Origin of the sequence: Qipengyuania sp., from assembly GCF_043423005.1 — a bacterium.
In the GTDB taxonomy this organism is placed as follows: domain Bacteria; phylum Pseudomonadota; class Alphaproteobacteria; order Sphingomonadales; family Sphingomonadaceae; genus Qipengyuania.
Map to the genome: position 1 here is coordinate 1 of NZ_JBHWMI010000075.1, position 18871 is coordinate 18871.

At 63.4% G+C, this 18871-nt stretch carries 19 protein-coding genes and 1 tRNA gene; 14 read left to right on the forward strand and 6 right to left on the reverse strand.

Features of this window, described 5'->3' with window-relative positions; translation table 11 throughout:
• Window positions 1–145 precede the first annotated feature (145 nt).
• The 4 genes from ACHFFA_RS10770 (at window position 146) to ACHFFA_RS10785 (ending at window position 2734) form a co-directional block, all read left to right on the forward strand.
• A complete protein-coding gene (locus ACHFFA_RS10770) occupies window positions 146–502 on the forward strand; it encodes an endonuclease domain-containing protein (RefSeq protein WP_394270843.1) in 357 nt (118 codons plus the stop codon).
• Window positions 495–887, forward strand: coding sequence for an acyl-CoA thioesterase (locus ACHFFA_RS10775; protein WP_394270844.1), 393 nt, complete (start codon window positions 495–497; stop codon window positions 885–887). The genes ACHFFA_RS10770 and ACHFFA_RS10775 overlap by 8 nt, the downstream gene beginning before the upstream one ends.
• A 159-nt stretch (window positions 888–1046) precedes the next feature.
• Complete coding sequence (gene lpdA / locus ACHFFA_RS10780; protein ID WP_394270845.1) at window positions 1047–2462, forward strand: dihydrolipoyl dehydrogenase; 1416 nt, start codon at window positions 1047–1049, stop codon at window positions 2460–2462.
• 95 nt (window positions 2463–2557) lie between these two features.
• Window positions 2558–2734, forward strand: coding sequence for a hypothetical protein (locus ACHFFA_RS10785; RefSeq protein WP_394270846.1), 177 nt, complete (start codon window positions 2558–2560; stop codon window positions 2732–2734).
• Window positions 2735–2751: 17 nt separating this feature from the next.
• On the opposite strand, the gene ACHFFA_RS10790 is transcribed toward ACHFFA_RS10785, so the two are convergent.
• A tRNA-Ser gene (locus ACHFFA_RS10790) sits at window positions 2752–2841 on the reverse strand.
• A 123-nt stretch (window positions 2842–2964) separates the two neighbouring features.
• On the opposite strand from ACHFFA_RS10790, the gene ACHFFA_RS10795 reads away from it, so the two are divergent.
• The 9 genes from ACHFFA_RS10795 (at window position 2965) to mazG (ending at window position 10893) form a co-directional block, all read left to right on the forward strand.
• On the forward strand, window positions 2965–3987 hold the full coding sequence (locus ACHFFA_RS10795) for a lytic transglycosylase domain-containing protein (protein ID WP_394270847.1): 1023 nt from the start codon (window positions 2965–2967) through the stop codon (window positions 3985–3987).
• A gap of 81 nt (window positions 3988–4068) precedes the next feature.
• On the forward strand, window positions 4069–5217 hold the full coding sequence (locus ACHFFA_RS10800) for a D-alanyl-D-alanine carboxypeptidase family protein (protein WP_394270848.1): 1149 nt from the start codon (window positions 4069–4071) through the stop codon (window positions 5215–5217).
• Window positions 5214–5855, forward strand: a complete 642-nt coding sequence (gene tmk, locus ACHFFA_RS10805) for a dTMP kinase (protein WP_394270873.1) — start codon at window positions 5214–5216, stop codon at window positions 5853–5855. Before ACHFFA_RS10800 ends, tmk begins: the two co-directional genes overlap by 4 nt.
• Window positions 5813–6796: an AAA family ATPase gene (locus tag ACHFFA_RS10810; RefSeq protein WP_394270849.1), complete on the forward strand. Its 984-nt coding sequence runs from the start codon at window positions 5813–5815 to the stop codon at window positions 6794–6796. The genes tmk and ACHFFA_RS10810 overlap by 43 nt, the downstream gene beginning before the upstream one ends.
• Window positions 6789–8348, forward strand: coding sequence for a methionine--tRNA ligase (metG, locus tag ACHFFA_RS10815; protein ID WP_394270850.1), 1560 nt, complete (start codon window positions 6789–6791; stop codon window positions 8346–8348). The genes ACHFFA_RS10810 and metG overlap by 8 nt, the downstream gene beginning before the upstream one ends.
• Window positions 8348–9127 (forward strand): TatD family hydrolase, encoded by a 780-nt coding sequence (locus tag ACHFFA_RS10820; protein ID WP_394270874.1) that lies wholly within the window; start codon window positions 8348–8350, stop codon window positions 9125–9127. Before metG ends, ACHFFA_RS10820 begins: the two co-directional genes overlap by 1 nt.
• Window positions 9124–9891 (forward strand): MBL fold metallo-hydrolase, encoded by a 768-nt coding sequence (locus ACHFFA_RS10825; RefSeq protein WP_394270851.1) that lies wholly within the window; start codon window positions 9124–9126, stop codon window positions 9889–9891. The genes ACHFFA_RS10820 and ACHFFA_RS10825 overlap by 4 nt, the downstream gene beginning before the upstream one ends.
• Window positions 9885–10067 (forward strand): hypothetical protein, encoded by a 183-nt coding sequence (locus ACHFFA_RS10830; protein WP_394270852.1) that lies wholly within the window; start codon window positions 9885–9887, stop codon window positions 10065–10067. Before ACHFFA_RS10825 ends, ACHFFA_RS10830 begins: the two co-directional genes overlap by 7 nt.
• Before the next feature lie 49 nt (window positions 10068–10116).
• On the forward strand, window positions 10117–10893 hold the full coding sequence (gene mazG, locus ACHFFA_RS10835) for a nucleoside triphosphate pyrophosphohydrolase (protein WP_394270853.1): 777 nt from the start codon (window positions 10117–10119) through the stop codon (window positions 10891–10893).
• On the opposite strand, the gene hflX is transcribed toward mazG, so the two are convergent.
• The 5 genes from hflX to dusB form a co-directional block, all read right to left on the reverse strand.
• The gene (gene hflX, locus ACHFFA_RS10840) at window positions 10890–12173 is read right to left on the reverse strand and encodes a GTPase HflX (protein WP_394270854.1); all 1284 of its coding nucleotides are present in this window, start codon (window positions 12171–12173) and stop codon (window positions 10890–10892) included. The genes mazG and hflX overlap by 4 nt on opposite strands.
• Window positions 12174–12220: 47 nt before the next feature.
• Window positions 12221–12769, reverse strand: a complete 549-nt coding sequence (hfq, locus tag ACHFFA_RS10845; protein ID WP_394270855.1) for an RNA chaperone Hfq — start codon at window positions 12767–12769, stop codon at window positions 12221–12223.
• Window positions 12770–12926: 157 nt separating this feature from the next.
• Window positions 12927–14297, reverse strand: a complete 1371-nt coding sequence (locus ACHFFA_RS10850; RefSeq protein ID WP_394270856.1) for a sigma-54-dependent transcriptional regulator — start codon at window positions 14295–14297, stop codon at window positions 12927–12929.
• Window positions 14298–14300: 3 nt separating this feature from the next.
• Window positions 14301–16532 (reverse strand): ATP-binding protein, encoded by a 2232-nt coding sequence (locus tag ACHFFA_RS10855; RefSeq protein WP_394270857.1) that lies wholly within the window; start codon window positions 16530–16532, stop codon window positions 14301–14303.
• 89 nt (window positions 16533–16621) lie between these two features.
• Window positions 16622–17653, reverse strand: a complete 1032-nt coding sequence (gene dusB / locus ACHFFA_RS10860) for a tRNA dihydrouridine synthase DusB (RefSeq protein ID WP_394270858.1) — start codon at window positions 17651–17653, stop codon at window positions 16622–16624.
• A gap of 73 nt (window positions 17654–17726) precedes the next feature.
• Between dusB and ACHFFA_RS10865 the strand changes: the two genes are divergently transcribed.
• On the forward strand, window positions 17727–18866 hold the full coding sequence (locus ACHFFA_RS10865) for a bifunctional 2-C-methyl-D-erythritol 4-phosphate cytidylyltransferase/2-C-methyl-D-erythritol 2,4-cyclodiphosphate synthase (protein WP_394270859.1): 1140 nt from the start codon (window positions 17727–17729) through the stop codon (window positions 18864–18866).
• Window positions 18867–18871: the final 5 nt, after the last annotated feature.

An 18871-nucleotide genomic window follows, 5' to 3' on the forward strand; every position in this document is an offset into this window, starting at 1 on the left:
TGGAGGCGTTCAAGCAGCTGTGCGAGGCGCCGATGGGGTTGGTGGTTTGACCTGCTCACCCCCTCTCCCCAACCCCTCTCCCGCGAGGGGAGAGGGGCTAAATTCCTCTCCCCTCGCGGGAGAGGAAGGGGCCCGCCGCAAAGCGGTGGGAAGGAGAGGGGGGCGGCAGGATCTGACGCCTCTTGCCAAGAGGATGCGCCGCGAACCGACTGACGCCGAGCGCCGTCTTTGGACGCTCCTCCGGGCAAAGCGTTTGAATGGCGCCAAGTTCAAACGGCAGGAGCAGATCGGCAACTTTATCGTCGACTTCGTGTGTTACGATGCTCGCGTTATCGTGGAAGCGGACGGTTCCCACCATGCAGATCGCGCAGGTGATTGCCTCCGCGATGAGTGGCTCAGTTCGCAGGGTTTTCGCGTGCTGCGCTTCTGGAACAATCAGATCCTGTCGGAAACCAACGCGGTGGCCGACGCGATCCTCAACGCAGTGACCGCCCATGACTGACCGCCAACCCCAAATCCGCGTCACCGCCATGCCGACCGAGATGAACCCCTATGGCGGGATCTTCGGCGGGTGGCTGATGGGCCAGATGGCGCTTGCCGCCGGCAGCCTCGCCAGCCGGGTGGGGCAGGGGCGGGCCAATGTCGTCGCCGCCACCGATTTCGGCTTCCCCGCGGCGATGAAGTGCGGGGACGAACTCAACGTCTATTGCGACATCGTTCGCGAAGGGCGTACCTCGATAACCATCGCTGCCGAGGGCATCGCACGCGAGCGGCATGGCGAGACCACGATGCTGGTATGCAAGGGGACCTTCACCTTCGTCCTCGCCGACGATGACGGCACCCCGCGCCCCGTCCGCGCAGGGGGGCAGGCGGCGAACGAGGTATGATCGTTTTCCTACCCCGCGCCACCCGTGGCAAAGGCGTGCCGATGTACCGTCCCTCGTCCTCGCCCCGCTTGCCCCGCGCCCTCGCGCACCCCACGATAGTTTCCCGCCAGGACAGTGTGACAAGTGTGACACCGTTCAGGCTCGAAAGGCTGTAACTGAATGTCCGATACCCAATACGACGTTATCGTGCTCGGCAGCGGCCCGGGCGGCTATGTCGCGGCGATCCGCTGTGCGCAGCTGGGGCTCAAGACCGCCATCGTCGAACGCGAACTGCTGGGCGGGATCTGTCTCAACTGGGGCTGCATTCCGACCAAGGCCCTGCTGCGCAGTGCCGAGGTGCTGCACTACGCCCAGCATGCGCAGGACTACGGCCTCAAGCTCGCCGGCTCCATCGAGGCCGATCTCGACGCGGTGGTGAAGCGCAGCCGCGGGGTCGCCAAGCAGCTTAACCAGGGCGTCACGCACCTGATGAAGAAGAACAAGATCGCGGTCCACATGGGCGAGGGCCGGCTGACCGGGCCGACCAGCCTGACGGTAAAGGGGGAGAAGGGCGAAGAAACGCTTAGCGCGAAGCACGTGATCGTCGCCACCGGCGCCCGCGCGCGGGACCTGCCGTTCGCTCCTGCCGACGGCAAGCGGGTATGGACCTATCGCCACGCGATGACCCCCGCCGAAATCCCCAGCCGCCTGCTGGTGATCGGCAGCGGCGCCATCGGCATCGAGTTCGCCAGCTTCTACAACGACATGGGCGCCGAGGTTACGGTAGTCGAAATGCTCGACCGGATCGTGCCGGTCGAGGATGCGGACATCTCGGCCCATCTCGAGAAAAGCCTAACCAAGCAGGGCATCGCCATCATGACCGGCGCCGGGGTCGAGGATCTGAAGGTCACCGACGATGGCGTTACCGCGAAGATCAAGGACAAGGACGGCAAGATCGCCGAGAGCGCTTTCAGCCACTGCATCGTCGCCATCGGCATCGTACCTAATACCGAGAACATCGGGCTCGAACAGCTGGTCGATATGGATCGCGGGTTCATCCAGATCGACCCCTACGGCCGCACGAAGTCCAAGGGCGTGTGGGCCATTGGCGACTGCACCCCCGGGCCGTGGCTTGCGCACAAGGCCAGCCATGAAGGCGTAACCTGCGCCGAGGCAATCGCACAGGAGCTGGGCAACAGCGATGTCCATCCGCACCCGCTCGACCGGGCGAACATTCCGGGTTGCACCTATTGCCATCCGCAAATCGCCAGCGTCGGGCTGACCGAAGACAAGGCGAGGGAAGCGGGGCGCGAGGTCCGGGCGGGCACTTTCCCCCTCATCGGCAACGGCAAGGCCATCGCGCTGGGCGAGGCGGAAGGCTTCGTGAAGACCGTGTTCGATGCCCGGACCGGCGAGCTTCTCGGCGCGCACATGATCGGCGCGGAGGTGACCGAGATGATCCAGGGCTTCGTCATCGGCAAGACGCTCGAGACCACCGAGGCCGAACTGATGCAGACGGTGTTTCCCCATCCCACGGTCAGCGAAAGCATGCACGAAAGCGTGCTCGCCAGCTACGGCCGGGCGCTCCACATCTAGGGCCGGCCATCCCGGTCGCAGGAATGTGTCCCTTCGGCGCTGGCCGCGGGAAACGCCGCCCCCATCGCTCGTTTCCTCGCTGAAGGAGAGAGATGATGGAATTCGAGATTCACGACGAGCCGCAAGGCGAGCAGGACCGTCCCGAGGGTGACCGCGATGGCGGGCTGGAAGATCATCAGGGTCTGCAGAACCAGTCGCGGGTGAAGCCGGAAGATTATCCGTTGAAGGATCGCCAGGACCAGTCGCTCGTCACCGAAAAGGGTAAGGGCTAGGGCTCGCTTCGGAAACCTGGCGGACAGGGTGGGATTCGAACCCACGGTGGGCGTGAACCCACGGCGGTTTTCAAGACCGCTGCATTCAACCGCTCTGCCACCTGTCCGGCAGGTTCTGACCGGCTAGCGGCCTTGGTTCGGGGTGTCACGTCCTTTCGCGCTGGTCGAAGCGCGCTGTCGGTACGAGGAACGGCATTGGCGGGCCGTTCGCACTATGCAATGGATGGGGAATGAAATTCACCCGCCGTATTCTGGTACTTGCCGCCGCATTGATCCTTCCTGCTTCCGCCCCGCTGGCGGCGCAGGACCTGTCGTTCGATCAGTATCTTCAGTTGCTCGTCGCCCGTGCCCGTGCCGAGGGCGTCAGCGAAGAGACCCTGTCGCGCATGACTGCCGGCCTGACGCCAAGCATGAGGGCGATCGAGCTGGACCGGGCACAGCCCGGGACCACCTCTTCGGGTCGCGGGTTCGCGCCGGTGTCCGACTATCTCGCCCGCCACGTGGATGCTCCGCGTATTGCCGGCGGGCGGCGGGAGTACGCCGCCAACCGGGTGCGGCTGGCCGAGATCGAACGGCGCTATGGCGTGCCGGGCGAAATCCTCGTCGCGATCTGGGGGCATGAAACCGCGTATGGCGCTGTAACCGGCGGGTTCGATCTTGCGCAAGCACTCGCCACACTCGCCTGGGAGGGCCGCCGGCGCGACTTGTTCGCAGGTGAGTTCGTCGCCCTGATGAAGGTCGCGGACAGGGGCTATTCCCGCAACCAGCTCAAGGGCAGCTGGGCAGGGGCGTTCGGCTATCCCCAGTTCCTGCCCAGCGTCTATTTGCGTCTCGCAGCGGATGGCGATGGCGATGGACGAGCGGACATCATGAGCAACCGGGCCGATACCCTTGCGTCGATTGCAAACTACTTCCGCGATGCCGGATGGCGCAGCGGCGAGCCCTGGGGTGTGCGTGCGACCTTGCCCGGCGGCTTTGCGCCCGAACGTTATGCCACGAAGCTTTCGTCGCCGGTATGCAGCCGGGTTCACGAGCGCCATAGCCAGTACAAAACGGTAGCGGAGTGGCGCGAACTTGGGGTGCAGCCGCAAGGCGCGCTGCCGGGCGATACGCTGGCCACCCTGTTCCAGCCCGACGGCCCCGGCACGCCTGCATGGCTGCTGACCTCCAACTATCGCGTCATCCTGGAATACAATTGCTCGAACTATTACGCGCTGAGCGTGGGCCTGCTCGCCGACCGGATCCGGCAATAACCCGCAATGACAAAGCCTAAGCACATACTGGCCGGTCGCGATGCCAGGCGGCGGCGGCTTGCGACGTCGTTAAAGGCGGCGATGGCTGCAATGCTGCTAGTCGGACCGGGCGTGCCGGCGGCTCATGGCCGAGGCGCGGCAAGCGCGCCCGGTGGCATTCCCTTGGTCGAGGATGCGCCGATTGCCTACCTGATGGATGCGACGACCGGTCAGGTGCTGTTCGCCCGCGAAGAAGATCGCCGCTTCATGCCGGCATCGATCGCCAAGGCCATGACCACCCTCGTCGCCTTCGACCTGCTCGAGCAGGGCAAGCTGACCCAGACGCAGGCCTTTACGGTGCGTCCGCAGACCTTCAGCCAATGGCGCGGGGTCGGTTCGACGATGTTCCTCGGCGCTAACGACCGCGTGACCGTGGACGATCTGCTGCATGGCGTCACGACCGTATCCGCCAATGACGGCGCGATCGTGCTGGCGGAAGGTGCGGCGGGGTCGGTTGCCAACTGGGCCTCGCTGATGAACCGCGCGGCGCGGCGGATCGGCATGGCCGACAGCTACTTTGCCAGCCCGAACGGGTGGATGGACGAGGGACGAACCTTCGTCACCGCTCACGACCTCGCGCTGCTTGGTCAGGCGCTGACGATGAAGCATCCGGCCAAGTACCAGCATTACATCGGCAAGCAGCGGTTCCGCTACGGCTCGATCCTGCAACCCAATCACGATCCATTGAGCGGGGCCGTCCCCGGTGCCGATGGTATCAAGACCGGCTTCACCAATCAGGCCGGGTACGGCTATCTCGGTTCGGTCAAACGGGGGGCGCAGCGATTGATCCTGGTCGTCGCCGGCAGCCCCACGAACGGGGCACGAAACCGGGCATCGCGGCAGCTCGTGAATTGGGGCTTCACAGCGTTCGACATCGAACGAGTGGCGGCCCCCGGAAGCATGGTCGGGAAGGCCATGGTGCAAGATGGTTCCGCGCCCGTTGTGCCTTTGATAACGGATCGCCCGGTGGATGTCCGCGTTCCACAAGGACGGCAGGCCGAAATCGCCAGCCGGATCGTCTACCGTGGCCCTCTTAAAGCCCCCGTGGTGGAGGGCGAGACGGTCGCCATGCTCGAGGTGTCGGTCAGCGGGCTGCCGACATACACGATCCCGCTGAAAGCCGGGGCGAACATCAGCGAGGCGTCCCTGATCCAGCGCGCAATCAACGGTCTGAGGAGATGGCTTTCATGACCCGTGGGCGGTTCATCGCCTTCGAAGGGGGGGAGGGGCGCGGCAAGTCGACCCAGGCTGCGCGTCTTGCCGAGGCGCTCGAGGCGCGGGGTCTGTCTGTGATCCGCACGCGTGAGCCGGGCGGAACACCGGGGGCGGAGATTATCCGCCGCCTCCTTCTCGAACCGCCGGGCGAGGGCTGGGGGCCCCGAGCCGAGGCGCTGCTGTTTGCCGCGGCGCGATCGGATCATGTGGAACGCCTCATTCTCCCCGCCCTCGAGCGCGGAGCATGGGTCGTCTGCGACAGGTTCGTTGACAGCAGCCGTGCCTATCAGGGGGCGGCGGGCGGGCTTGGCGATGATCAGGTTCGCGCGCTGCACCGCATCGGCAGCGCCAATCTCCTGCCGGACCTGACGATCCTGCTTCAAGCGGACAACGGCACCGCGAAAGCGCGCCTGATAGAGCGGGACGGGGGGGACAGCGATGCCATTGGCGGACGCCTGCCGGCCTATCACGATACGGTTGCCGCCGCGTTCGACAGGTTTGCCAAGGCGGAGCCCGAACGATTTGTCACCATCGAAGGGGTCGGAAGCGTGGAGGACGTCCACCGGAATGTGTGGTCCGCGATCGCTCCCCTCCTCGAGGACACCGGGCGTTGACCTTGCTCGGCCATTCGGAGGCCTGGGCGGCGTGGCGACGGGCCCGCGACGGGGTTCGCATGCATCATGCATGGTTGCTGTCAGGGCGGCAGGGGCTGGGCAAGGCAAGCTTCGCCCACGCCGCCGCCCGCGAACTCGTCGGCGCGTCGGGAGAGGACCACCCCGACATTCATGTCCTCACCTATGCGGCGAAGGACGACAAGGAAGACAAGAAACGGCTCGACGGCAAGCCGTTCGAGAAAGCCCGCAGCATTCGGATCGCGCAGATCAGGGCCATGCAGCAGCGTCTGGTCACCCGTCCCACGGCGGGGGACTGGCGCGCGGTGATCATCGATCCGGCTGACGATCTGGAACGCAATGCTGCAAACGCCTTGCTCAAGAGCCTCGAGGAACCGCCGGAAGGCACGATCTTCCTGCTCGTCAGCCATCGTCCGGCGCAGCTTCTTCCGACGATCAGATCGCGCTGCCGGGTACTGCGCTTTCCCCCGGTTTCCGCAGACGCCCTTCATCGCCAGCTGGAGCGCAACGCACCCGATGCCGATGCACCGGCGCGCGCGGCTGCCATTGCCGCGGCGGCCGGTTCGCCCGGGGCGGCACTGTCCTATCTGCAACTCGATCTCGGCAAGGTGGCCCGGCTGATGCAATCCATTCTTGAAGAGGGCGATCGTGGCTTTGCCCGCCGCGCTGCTCTCGCCGAGCTGATCGGTGCCCGGCCGGATCGCGACCGGATGAGCGCGATGCTGGATATGGCGCGCCAGTCCCTCGCCCAGCATCTTGCCGGCGTCGTCCATCATCCCGGCCCGGTGATAGACGCGCACGAGCAACTCGTCCGGCTGACCGGGGAGCACGCAACCTTCAACTACGATGCCGGGCTTCTGGCCATGGAAATCGGCACCTTGCTCGTCAAAGCCGCGGAGGCTAGCGACAGGGCCGATGCCTGAGCCCTATTACATAACGACCGCGATCCATTACCCCAACGGCAGGCCGCATATCGGCCATGCCTACGAAACGATCGCCGCGGATGTCATGGCACGCTTCCAGAGGCTGCGCGGGCGAGACGTCAGGTTCCAGACCGGAACCGACGAGCATGGTCTCAAGATGGCCCAGAAAGCGCGCGAACTCGGGATCTCCCCACGGGCGCTTGCGGACGAAATGTCGTCGCATTTCCGTGACCTGTTCGATCGTCTTGATATTTCGTACGACCGCTTCATCCGCACAACCGATGCCGATCATCATCGTGCGAGCCAGGCCTTGTGGCAGGCCATGGAGGCCCGCGGTGACATTTATCTCGACCGCTACGAAGGCTGGTATTCGGTTCGTGACGAAGCCTTCTATGACGAGAAGGAACTGATCGAGGGCGAGGGGGGGCAGCGCCTTTCGCCGCAGGGCACCCCGGTCGAATGGACCGAGGAGGATACGTGGTTTTTCCGACTGTCCGCCTATCAGGATCGCCTGCTCGCTTTGCTCGAAACACCCGGGTTTGTCGAACCTGCAAGTCGGCGCAACGAAATGCTGGCATTCGTCAACTGCGGGCTGACCGACCTTTCAATCAGCCGAACAAGCTTCGACTGGGGGGTGAAAGTCCCCGGACATGACGAACATGTGATGTATGTCTGGGTCGACGCGTTGACCAATTACATCACCGGCCTCGGCTATCCCGATGGCGGTACGATGTGGGAGACGTTCTGGCCCGCTGATCTCCATTTGATCGGCAAGGATATCGTCCGGTTCCATACCGTCTACTGGCCCGCGTTCCTGATGAGCGCCGGCCTGCCGGTGCCAAAGAAGGTGTTCGGCCATGGTTTCCTGCTCAATCGCGGGCAGAAGGAATCGAAGTCGCTTGGAAACGTGACCGATCCCGCCGACCTCGCCGATCGCTTCGGTGTCGATGCCTTGCGCTATTTCCTTATGGCGGAGGTGACGTTCGGACAGGATGGCAGCTATTCCGCCGAAGCGCTTGTAAACCGGGTCAATTCCGAACTCGTCAACAGCTTCGGAAACCTTGCCCAGCGGTCGCTTTCGATGATCTTCAAGAACATGGAGGGGCGTCTCGAACCCTTCGTCACCACGGCGGCCGACGATGCCTTGCTGGAAACCGTCAGAGTGGCGTGCGCTCAAACGCTTCCGGAAGCGTTCGAGAAGCTGTCCTTCAGCACCGGTATCGAAAGCTGGATCAAAGCAGTTCATACCTGCAATCAGTATGTCGACGAACAGGCCCCCTGGACCCTCAGGAAGACCGACGAAACGCGGATGAAGGCGGTGTTGCAGACCCTTGTGCTGGCGCTGCGCGATCTTGCAATTGCCATTCAGCCGGTCATCCCCGCCAAGGCCGCGGCAGTTCTTGATCAGCTGGGCATTCCGGCAACCGCCCGCGACTATGCAGCGCTCTCCGATCGTAACTGGTACGATGCGCGCCTCGCCCTGAGCATTCCTATCGCAAAGCCCGATCCCGTCTTTCCGCGCCTTGCCTTGCCTGAAGCAGAAGCGGCATGATGCTGGTCGATAGCCATTGCCACCTTGAATACGAAGGTCTTGCGGATCGTCAGGACGAGGTTCTCGACCGGGCGCGCGAAGCGGGGGTGGGGGCATTCCTGAACATCTCCACCCGCCGCGAGGAATGGGAGGCCGTAACCCGAACCGCCAATGCGCGGGATGGCGTCTGGGCCAGCGTCGGCATCCATCCGCATAATGCCGACGATCACGTGGGTCTGACGCTTGAGGATTTAATCGAAGCGACTCGCAATGAACGGGTGATCGGGATCGGTGAAACCGGTCTCGATTATCATTATGATCATTCGGATCGCGCGGCACAGCGCGATCTCTTCCGCATGCATATCGAGGCGTCCCGCCGGACGGGGCTGCCCCTGATAATCCACACGCGGGATGCCGAGGAAGATACGCTGGCCATACTTGCGGAGGAAACCGCATCAGGTTGTTTTCCCGCGCTGATCCACTGCTTCACGGCATCGCCGGAATTCGGTCACAGCGTGCTCGAGCTGGGTTTGTCGATCTCCATTTCGGGCATCGTGACGTTCAAGAACGCGACCGGGTTGCAGGATTTCGCCCGCACGATTCCGGCAGAACGCCTGCTGATCGAAACCGACAGTCCTTTTCTTGCCCCGGTACCTCACCGCGGGAAGGTCTGCGAACCGGCATTTGTCGGGGACACCGCCGCATTCCTGGCGGCGCTGAGGACTGAATCACCGGAAGAGCTGGGCCGCTATACCACTGATAATTTCTTTCGCCTGTTTGCCAAGGCCCGTCGCGGGTGAAGCTGATCATGCTCGGCAGCGGCACCTCGACCGGGGTGCCGCGGATCGGTGACGACTGGGGGGATTGCGATCCCGCCGAACCGCGCAACCGGCGAACGCGCGTCTCGATCATCGTCGAGAATTCCGCCGGTCAGCGCATCCTGGTGGACACGTCGCCCGATCTGCGGGCGCAGCTGCTGACGAACAGGATCGACAAGGTCGATGCAGTCTTCTGGACCCACGATCACGCCGATCACTGTCACGGCATCGACGACCTAAGGGTGATGCGATACGATCGCAGCAACCCGTTGCCGGGCTATGCCACTAAGGGAACGGCGGAACGGCTGCGTCGACGGTTCGATTATGTCTTTGCAGGTCAGCACGGCTATCCCACGATCGTCGAACTGAAGACTTTGGATGAAGCCCGGCTTGTGGCGGGCTTTGCGTTCGAATGGATCGAAATGTCGCACGGGCCAGCGAAAAGCACCGGTTACCGATTTGAAGCCGATGGCAAAACAATCAGTTACGCGACGGACTTCGATCAGATCTCCGAGGATATGGTCGACTGTTTCGCTGATAGCGACATTCTCGTCTGCGACTGCCTGCGAATGCGGCCGCATCAAAGCCATGCCCATTATGACATGGCGATCGAGTTGGGGCGAAGAGCGGGGGTCGGTCGGCTGGTACTGACGCATCTCGACAAATCGATGGATTACCGGACCCTGGTCGCCATGGCACCGGCTAACGTCATTGTCGGTTACGATACGTTGGTCATCAAATGCTGAGCATCGGAGTCGTCGCCCTGATCGCGATGATTGCGGCACTGATCGCGCTTTATCTCGCCGAGATGCGCGCAGACGGAGTGTCTGACTGGCAGATGGTCAAGATGGCTTTGCTCTGGGCGATCATCATCGGTGGCGCATATCTCGTGACAGCTTACTTCACAGGTTCACCCGCATGAGACTTTACATAATACAGATTATCGTTCCGAGAAGACGACCGAAGCCATAATGTCCTCTGCCCCTCTCAAGCCAATCGACCAACTTGTCGCTATCATGGCGCGGTTGCGTGATCCGGCGGATGGTTGCGAATGGGATCTCGTTCAGACGTTCGAGACGATCGCACCTTATACGATCGAAGAAGCTTATGAAGTCGCGGATGCGATCGAGCAGAAGGACATGGAGGCGCTACGCGAAGAACTGGGCGACTTGTTGCTCCAGGTCGTCTTTCATTCCCGCCTTGCCGAGGAAAGCGGCGCGTTCGCCTTTGACGATGTGGCACGCACCATCACCGGTAAGATGATCGCGCGGCACCCGCATGTTTTCGCGAACGTTGAAGGCGCGATGAGCGAGGCACGCTGGGAGGATTTGAAGGCCGAGGAGCGCAAGACCGCCGGGGCCCGCAGTGCGATGGACGGCGTTGCCCTTGCACTTCCCGCATTGCTGCGGGCGCACAAGCTTCAAAAGCGTGCTGCGCGCGAGGGGTTCGACTGGCCGGATCGTGACGGACCCCGCGCCAAGGTGCTGGAGGAACTGGCGGAACTCGATGCGGCGAACGGAGCGGACATTGCCGAAGAGGCAGGCGATCTGCTTTTCGCGGTGGTCAATCTCGTGCGCAGCTATGGCCTTGATGCAGAGCAGGCCTTGCGCGCCGCGAATGCCAAATTCGAACGGCGGTTCCGTGCGATGGAAGATTTGGCCCAGCGTTCTTCCGAAAAACCCTTCGCCGCACTCCCGCTCGACCGGCAGGACGCTCTGTGGCAGGCGGTCAAGGCGCAGGAGCGTTAAAGGCTTTCGAACTGACCCCGTTCCTTGGGATTTAGCCGGACGAGAAAGCGCCTCACGCCGCTGGCCCCCTCGCCCTCGACATCGCATTCCTCGATCACATCGCCATGCGCATAGAGCCACGCGATCCGGCGGCCATCGCCAATCGGGATTTCGACGGTCTGCAGCGTCGCTTCGCGTGTCAGCAGTTCTCCCAACCGGCGGCGCAAGGCGTCGATCCCATGCCCGGTCAATGCCGAAACCGGTACGATATCCTCGCTGTGTTCCGCCACCTCGGCCAATTCGTCGCGTTCATCATCGCCCAATGCGTCCCACTTGTTCCAGATCTCGAGGATCGGGATGGTCGCCGCATCCTCGCCCTCCCCCTCGCCCTCTCCAGCTACCCCCAGTTCGCGCAGAACCTGAAGTACCTGGGCCTTCTGCGCGGCGGTGTTGGGGCTGACGATATCGCGGATGTGGCAAATGACGTCGGCTGCAGTGACTTCCTCAAGCGTCGCACGAAAGGCCGCTACTAATTGCGTAGGAAGATCGGAAATGAACCCGACCGTATCGGAAAGAATGACCTTTTCCGCCCCGGGCAATGCAATCGCGCGCATGGTCGGATCGAGGGTCGCGAAAAGCAGGTCTTCCGCCATCACGTCCGACCCGGTCAGGCGATTGAACAGCGTCGACTTTCCAGCATTGGTATAGCCGACCAGTGCAACGACCGGCCAGGGGGCGCGTTCGCGGCGGTCGCGATGCAGTCCGCGGGTCTTGCGGACCTGTTCGAGGTCCCGCCGCAGCCTTCCCATTCGCTGCCGGATCATCCGGCGGTCGGCCTCGATCTGTGTTTCACCCGGCCCGCCGAGGAAACCGAAGCCGCCCCGTTGACGTTCAAGATGGGTCCAGCTTCGGACCAGGCGGCTCTGCTGATAATCGAGGTGGGCAAGCTCGACCTGGAGACGCCCCTCCGCAGTGGCCGCGCGTTCGCCGAAGATCTCGAGGATCAGGCCGGTGCGATCGATCACCTTTCGGCCAAGCTTTTCTTCGAGGTTGCGCTGCTGGATCGGCGTCAGCGCTCCATCGATTATGACCAGCTCTGCCTCGGCTTGTTCGCAGGCGATACGAATGTTCTCGACCTGCCCGGTGCCGAACAGGAGGTTTGGCTTCACATCGCGAACGCCGAGAACGAAACTTTCGGCAATGACGATGCCGATCGCCAGCGCGAGACCTTCGGCTTCCGCCAGGCGGCTGTCCGCATCGAGGTCGTACGAGGTACCGCGGATATCCGGGCACACGATCAAGGCTCGCGCCCCGCGCGTGACCTCGCCGGTCGCTTCACTATCGACGATCAGAACGCGTCCTCCTCGGCTTCCTCGGTAAGATCGACGGGGGTGGCCGGCTGAATGGTCGACACCGCATGCTTGTACGCCAGCTGGACATAACCGTCCCGTTCCAGCAGCATGCAGAACAGGTCGTAAGCGGCGATCTGTCCCTGCAACATGACGCCGTTCACCAGGAACATCGTCACCTGCGTTTCGCTTTCGCGGACCCGCGCGAGGAAGACGTCCTGCAACAGGCGCTGCTTGGCATTCGATCCCCGGCTGCCGAATTGACCGGCATCCATTGGCTGGCCCGGCATGATCGTGCTGACCGCGTGCTTGTACACCAGTTGCGACTGGCCATCCCGCCTCAACAGGATCGAAAAGTTATCGAACCAGGTGACGATGCCCTGCAGTTTCACGCCCTTGACGAGGAATACCGTCACCGGGGTCTTGTTGCGCCGCAGGAGATTGAGGAAGGCATCCTGCAATCCCGGAGGCTTGCTACCACTCCCCTGCCCCGTTTCGGCGGGTGTCGCGGCCCGCGGGCGCGCGGTCAGTGTCTTGTCCCCTGCCATGATTACACTCCTCTTGTTGGCGGCGTATCCACCCGCCGCGATCTGGGCATGCCCACCATGCCCGGCATTCGCGATTGTCTCGTCGGAGTATAAAGGTTGGCGCAGAGGATCGGTTTCGCAAGCGGCAGGGAAAATAACCAGCAATTCTGCCGCCGCCCTATTTGCTCCGACGATCGACCATTCCCAGCAGCTTCAGCTTCCGATGAAGCGCAGAGCGCTCCATCCCGATGAAGCTGGCAGTCTTGGATATATTGCCCGAGAAACGCCGGATCTGGATCGCAAGATATTCCCGCTCGAAGCTTTCGCGGGCCTCGCGCAAAGGCGCACCCATCAATGCCGCGATGCCGCCCGTTCCGCTCGCCCCTCCGGCGATTTCTTCCGACAGCATGTCCGCCTCAATCCGGTCGAGACTTTCGCGCGGAGTGAGGATGACCGTCCGCTCGACCACGTTGCGCAACTGGCGAACATTGCCGGGCCAGTCATAGGCCTGCAGCGCAGCCTTAGCTTCTTCGCTGATGTGTGGAGGGGATACGCCCTGCTCCAGCGCGTAGCGGGCGAAGAAATGCTCGGCCAGGGCAGGTATGTCATCCCGTCGTTCAGCAAGGGAGGGTATTTCGACGGGTACCACATTGAGGCGATAGAACAGGTCTTCGCGAAACCGCTTCTCTTCCATTTCGTGTTCGAGATCGCGCGCCGTGCTCGATACCACGCGAACATCCACCGCGATTTGCCGCGTACCTCCGACCCTCACGAAGCTCTGTTCGGTCAGCACGCGCAGGATCCGCGCCTGCGTCGAGATGGGCATGTCGGCCACTTCGTCGAGGAACAAGGTTCCTCCATCCGCGCTCTCGAGCAATCCGCGGCGAACGAGCTTGCCGTTGCTTTCCTCGCCGAACAGTTCCTCCTCGAAACGTTCCGGTGTGATGCGGGCAGAATTGACGATCACGAACGGTTTGTCGGCACGATGGGACCAGCTGTGAAGCAGGCGCGCCGCGACCTCCTTGCCCGACCCCGCGGGCCCGCTGATCATGACCCGGCTACCGGTGCCTGCAACCCGCTTGAGAGTTGCGCGAACGGCATTGATAGCGGCGGAATTGCCGGTAAATTCGGCCTCTTCGCCAAAGTTCGCCTTCAGCTGGGTGTTTTCGCGCCGCAGCCGTTCGGTTTCCGTTGCCCGCTCCACCAAATGCAGCAGACGCTCGGTCTCGAACGGTTTTTCGATGAAGTCGACTGCCCCGCGGCTGACGGCAGATACCGCAGTGTCGATGTTTCCGTGCCCGGAGAAGATGATCACCGGCAGTTCGGGCTCGCGCAGCTTAATAGCGTCGAGGACCTCGAGCCCGTCCATCGGGCTGCCGTGAAGCCATACGTCGAGCAGCACGAGGCTTGGTCGTTTCTCGTCGATCGCCTGCAAGGCGCCGGTACTGTCGCCTGCGGTACGACAGACATAGCCCTCGTCGCTCAGCACACCGGCGACCAGTTCGCGAATATCGCGTTCGTCGTCGACTACCAGAATATCGAGAGCCATGCGTCAATGTCCCATTTCAAGTTCGTGTCTGCTGTCGCTCGGTCGCCGCGCGCCGGGATCGCGGGCAAAGCGCAAGGTCACCCGGGCGCCCCCGCTCGCCACGGCGGAAAAGCTCATCTCGCCGCCATGCTCCTCGACGATCTTGTTGACGATCGCGAGGCCCAGCCCGGTGCCCTTCTCCCGCGTCGTCACATACGGCTCGAGCAGGCGTTCCCGATCATGTGGTAGACCGATGCCGTTGTCCTCCACGGTCACCACGATCTCGCTCGGCGTATCGTGCAGACTGACCCGGATGGCTCCGCGATAGTCGACATCGGCCTGCGCGGCGCGGGTTTCGATCGCCTCGGCGGCGTTCTTGAGGACGTTGGTGAGGGCCTGACCCAGTTGGTGCCGATCCGCCTGCAAATTGATCGGGCCGGTCGCCGCGCTGGTGAAGGTATAGGTGACGGCCGGATTGGCCACTTCCTGCAGGAAGATCGCCTGCCGGACGAGATCGACAGCATCTTCCTGGCGAAAAACCGGCTTGGGCAGGCGGGCGAAGCTGGAAAATTCGTCGACCATCTTGCGCAGATCGCCCACCTGGCGAACGATGGTGCTCGTCAGCTCGTCGAACAGCTCGCCATCCTCAAGGATCTGGCGACGGTAGCGGCGCTTCAACCGTTCCGTCGCGAGCTGGATCGGGGTGAGCGGGTTCTTGATTTCATGTGCGATGCGGCGCGCCACGTCCGACCATGCCGCCTGACGCTGATCCAGCAGCTGGCGAGTGATATCTTCGAAGGTGATGACGAAGCCATCGACATCGGCACCAAGGCGGACGGCCAGTGTGAGCAGCTCTCCGCCCCGCGAATGACTGATCACCCCGCGGTCAAGCCCGGATTGCACCAGCGCCGAAAGCTGCGGTGCCAGTTCGTCCAGCGTCGCCGGCATCGTGGCCTTGGGGTCGCCCATCAGCATGGCCTGCGCAGGCGCGTTCATCAACAGGACGCGTCGCTGCCGGTCGATCGAGATGACGCCCGCGCTGACCGATTCCAGCACCGCCTCGATAAAGCGGCGCCGCTCCTCGAGCTCGGTATTCGCCGACAGCAAGGCATCGGTCTGCTTCTCGAGCTGGGCGGTCATGCGGTTGAAGGCGCGGTTCAGCATGCCGATCTCGTCCGGCCCGGTGCGCCCGACCACTCGCATGGCGAAATTGCCCTGCCCGACCTTTCGCGCGGCCAGCACCAGATCGGTGATCGGTTCGACCTGCCGGTCGGCAAAACGCAGCGCGAACCAGACCGCAAGGCCGACAAGTGCGAGGCTGACGAAGAACAGCGCCAGATTGAAGCGCAGCTGCAGCGCCCGCGCGCGCCGGGTCAGATCGTCATAGGCGGTGGAGATGTTGCGGGCGCTCTGCCAGCTCTGGAACCCCCGCGCCTCGGCATTGCGGGCGGTGTAGAGGTAGATGCCGGCCACCCGGTCGATCGGCGCGACCGCTTCGATCCGCTCCGCGCTGCCGCGTACCGCGACCGGCTCTCCCGAACGCAGGGAACCGAGCGACTCTTCAGCGAAGGTAACGGGATCGCTGTCCTGCTCGATCCCATAGACCACCGCCGTGCGAACCGTACGATCCGGCAGCGCCTGCAAGATCGCGCTTTCGATTACATTGCGAGGCTCTGCCTGGTATTCGTACACGAGCATGAAGTTCGGGTCGGCAATCGATACCTGCGGAAGGATGGCGCGCAGGTCCATCGCCATCGACACGGTTTCGTTCGCCAGATCGAGCTGGTTATCCTCGTAATAGCTCTCGGCAAGGTGGTTGGCGTTTTCCATCAGTCCGCGGGAATCGTCGGAGAACCAGAAGTCGACGCCCGACTGGAACAGCCATGCGGCAAAGGCCGAAACCAGCAAGGTCGGCACCGCGGCGATGATGGAGAAGAAGAACACGAGCCTGACGTGAAGCCGGGCCGTGCTGCCCGCCGCCCGTCGCAAGGCCAGCCGCCTGCCCGCCAGGATCAGGAGAGCCATCGCGGGAAGAAGTGTTCCGATCAGGAGTCCTGCGACCTGCTGGTTGGGAAGCAGCGTTCCGTCGGCCGGGGCGTTGCTGAAGGCTGCCCAGGTGCTCGCCACCATGACGAGAAAGGTACCCAGCGCGACGAACTCGATGAAGGTGAAGATGTTCGCCCGGCGCGACGTCACCACAAACCGGCGCCACCAGCGCGGCGTTCGGCGGAGGGTGCGGAAGCCATCGTTCGCCATCGTTGCCGCCTTACAACGAAGCTGTGTCCTTTATGCAAGGGGTAATGCGACGGAGTGCGCGGCGGGGTCGCCCGCCAGATATGATGGCGTCAGGCCGCCACCGGATAGTCGTTCCTCAGGAAGGGTTCGTAGAACCGTTCGAGTTCGCCCTGCACCTGCATCGCGTCTGCAATGAAGTTCACGTGATTGCGAAACTCGGCTGAGCCGGGAAGTCCCTTGGTGTACCAGCCGAGATGCTTGCGCGCGATCTTCACGCCGACATCCTCGCCATAGTGTTCCAGCATGTCGTCGTAATGGCGGCGGATGAAGCCGTATTGTTCCGCGATCGCTGGCGGCGTGCTTGGCTCGCCCGTCTTCCACCAATGCATGACGTGCGAGAGCAACCACGGCCTGCCATAGGCTCCGCGGCCGATCATCAGACCGTCGGCACCCGATTGCTCGAGCGCGAGCGCAGCATCCTCGATACCGCAGATATCGCCGTTCACGATGACGGGAATGGCTACGGCATCCTTGACCTTGCGGATGAATTTCCAGTCCGCCTGCCCGCGATACATCTGGTTACGGGTGCGGCCGTGGACGGTGATCAGCTTGATTCCGATATCCTCTGCGATCCGGGCAAGTTCGGGGGCGTTGAGATCGTCGTGATCCCAGCCCATGCGCATCTTGACGGTCACCGGCACGTCGACCGCCTTGACCGTCGCTTCCATCAGCTTCGTCGCCAGCGGCACTTCGCGCATGAGGGCTGAGCCTGCGAGTCCGTTGACGACCTTGCGGACCGGGCAGCCGAAATTGATGTCAATGATCTGAGCCCCGCGGTCCGCATTGAGCTTTGCCGCCTCGGCCATGCTGACAGGATCGCAACCGACCAGCTGCATCGAAATCGGCTCCTCGATCGGATCCCATGCGGCCTTCTGGACCGACTGACGGGTCTCGCGAATGGCCGCCTGGCTGGCAATCATCTCGGTGACATTGAGGCCCGATCCGAAGCTGCGCACGAGCCGCCGGAACGGCAGGTCAGTCACCCCGGTCATCGGGGCAAGGAAGACCGGCGTGTCGATGATCACCGGTCCGATGGCGATCGGCGCAGGGCTGCGGGGCGGCAGGGGACAGGTGACGGTCATCGGCGGGGGCTCGCGCTCGCCGGCGCCGATAGGACATTGAAGGAGGCTGGGCAAGGCGCTAGCGCACCGGCAAATGCCCGGACCGCTGCCCTCGCCTGCGTTTGCCGTCATCATTCTCGCCGCCGGACAGGGCGAGCGTGCGCGTCAGGGTATGCCCAAGCAATTTGCGCGCTTCCGCGGCAGGCCGGTCCTGCGCCACTCGGTTGATTCGTTCACCAGGATCGGCGCCCGTCAGATCGTTGTCGTCGTTCCGTCCGGCCTGCATTACGAAGCGCAGCGCGCGGCCGGCTCTGACGCCGTGACGTTCGTAACCGGGGGCGCGACCCGCCAAATGTCGGTTGCGAGCGGCTTGGGGGCCATCGACGTGGATGTGCCGGCCATCCTTATTCACGATGCCGCGCGTCCCGACATCCCTCTTGCGGTCGTCGAGCGGTTGCTCGGCGCCCTTCCCGCGCATGACGGGGCAATACCGGTTCTGCCGGTAATCGACAGCCTGGCCGTCGCCGATGGCGGCAGAATGACGGGCACCGCGCCGCGCGAACAGCTCCGCCGGGTCCAGACGCCGCAAGCGTTTCGGGCCGGATCGATCCGCCGCGCCCATGCCGCATGGACAGGCTCGCCCAACGCCGGCGACGACGCGCAAGTGCTGCTCGCCGCCGGGGGGACCGTCGCAATGGTCGAAGGAGACCAAGCCTTGCACAAGCTCACCTATGCAGAGGATTTCGCGGCCGCCCCGCCCGTCCGCACCGGAACCGGCTTTGACGTGCATCGTCTGGCGGAGGGGGAGGAACTGTGGCTCGGCGGCATCCGCATCCCGCATGATCGCGGCCTTGCCGGGCACAGCGATGCCGACGTCGCCTTGCATGCGATCACCGATGCGATCCTCGGCGCGATCGGCAACGGTGATATTGGTGCGCATTTCCCGCCGAGCGATCCACGTTGGCGCGGTGCCAGCAGTGATCAGTTCCTGGCCCATGCCGTGTTCCTGGCCGCCGAGGCCGGTTATCGGATCGGTAACGTCGATCTCACGATCATATGCGAAGCGCCGAAGATCGGACCGCACCGCGACGCAATGCGCGCCCGGATTGCGGAACTGGCCATGGTTGACATTGGCCAGGTCTCGGTAAAGGCCACCACGACCGAAGGTCTGGGCTTTACCGGGCGCGGCGAAGGCATCGCTGCCCAGGCGGCCGCAACGCTGCTGTTGAACTGACGGAG

What these genes read in the sequence shown, in the direction of transcription:
- ACHFFA_RS10795 (WP_394270847.1), top strand. Translation starts at nt 2,965, where the DNA reads ATGAAATTCACCCGCCGTATTCTGGTACTTGCCGCCGCATTGATCCTT.
- mazG (WP_394270853.1), top strand. Translation starts at nt 10,117, where the DNA reads ATGTCCTCTGCCCCTCTCAAGCCAATCGACCAACTTGTCGCTATCATG.
- tmk (WP_394270873.1), top strand. Translation starts at nt 5,214, where the DNA reads ATGACCCGTGGGCGGTTCATCGCCTTCGAAGGGGGGGAGGGGCGCGGC.
- ACHFFA_RS10820 (WP_394270874.1), top strand. Translation starts at nt 8,348, where the DNA reads ATGCTGGTCGATAGCCATTGCCACCTTGAATACGAAGGTCTTGCGGAT.
- ACHFFA_RS10850 (WP_394270856.1), bottom strand. Translation starts at nt 14,297, where the DNA reads ATGGCTCTCGATATTCTGGTAGTCGACGACGAACGCGATATTCGCGAA.
- hfq (WP_394270855.1), bottom strand. Translation starts at nt 12,769, where the DNA reads ATGGCAGGGGACAAGACACTGACCGCGCGCCCGCGGGCCGCGACACCC.
- ACHFFA_RS10865 (WP_394270859.1), top strand. Translation starts at nt 17,727, where the DNA reads ATGCCCGGACCGCTGCCCTCGCCTGCGTTTGCCGTCATCATTCTCGCC.
- ACHFFA_RS10800 (WP_394270848.1), top strand. Translation starts at nt 4,069, where the DNA reads ATGGCTGCAATGCTGCTAGTCGGACCGGGCGTGCCGGCGGCTCATGGC.
- metG (WP_394270850.1), top strand. Translation starts at nt 6,789, where the DNA reads ATGCCTGAGCCCTATTACATAACGACCGCGATCCATTACCCCAACGGC.
- ACHFFA_RS10785 (WP_394270846.1), top strand. Translation starts at nt 2,558, where the DNA reads ATGGAATTCGAGATTCACGACGAGCCGCAAGGCGAGCAGGACCGTCCC.
- ACHFFA_RS10775 (WP_394270844.1), top strand. Translation starts at nt 495, where the DNA reads ATGACTGACCGCCAACCCCAAATCCGCGTCACCGCCATGCCGACCGAG.
- ACHFFA_RS10855 (WP_394270857.1), bottom strand. Translation starts at nt 16,532, where the DNA reads ATGGCGAACGATGGCTTCCGCACCCTCCGCCGAACGCCGCGCTGGTGG.
- dusB (WP_394270858.1), bottom strand. Translation starts at nt 17,653, where the DNA reads ATGACCGTCACCTGTCCCCTGCCGCCCCGCAGCCCTGCGCCGATCGCC.
- ACHFFA_RS10830 (WP_394270852.1), top strand. Translation starts at nt 9,885, where the DNA reads ATGCTGAGCATCGGAGTCGTCGCCCTGATCGCGATGATTGCGGCACTG.
- lpdA (WP_394270845.1), top strand. Translation starts at nt 1,047, where the DNA reads ATGTCCGATACCCAATACGACGTTATCGTGCTCGGCAGCGGCCCGGGC.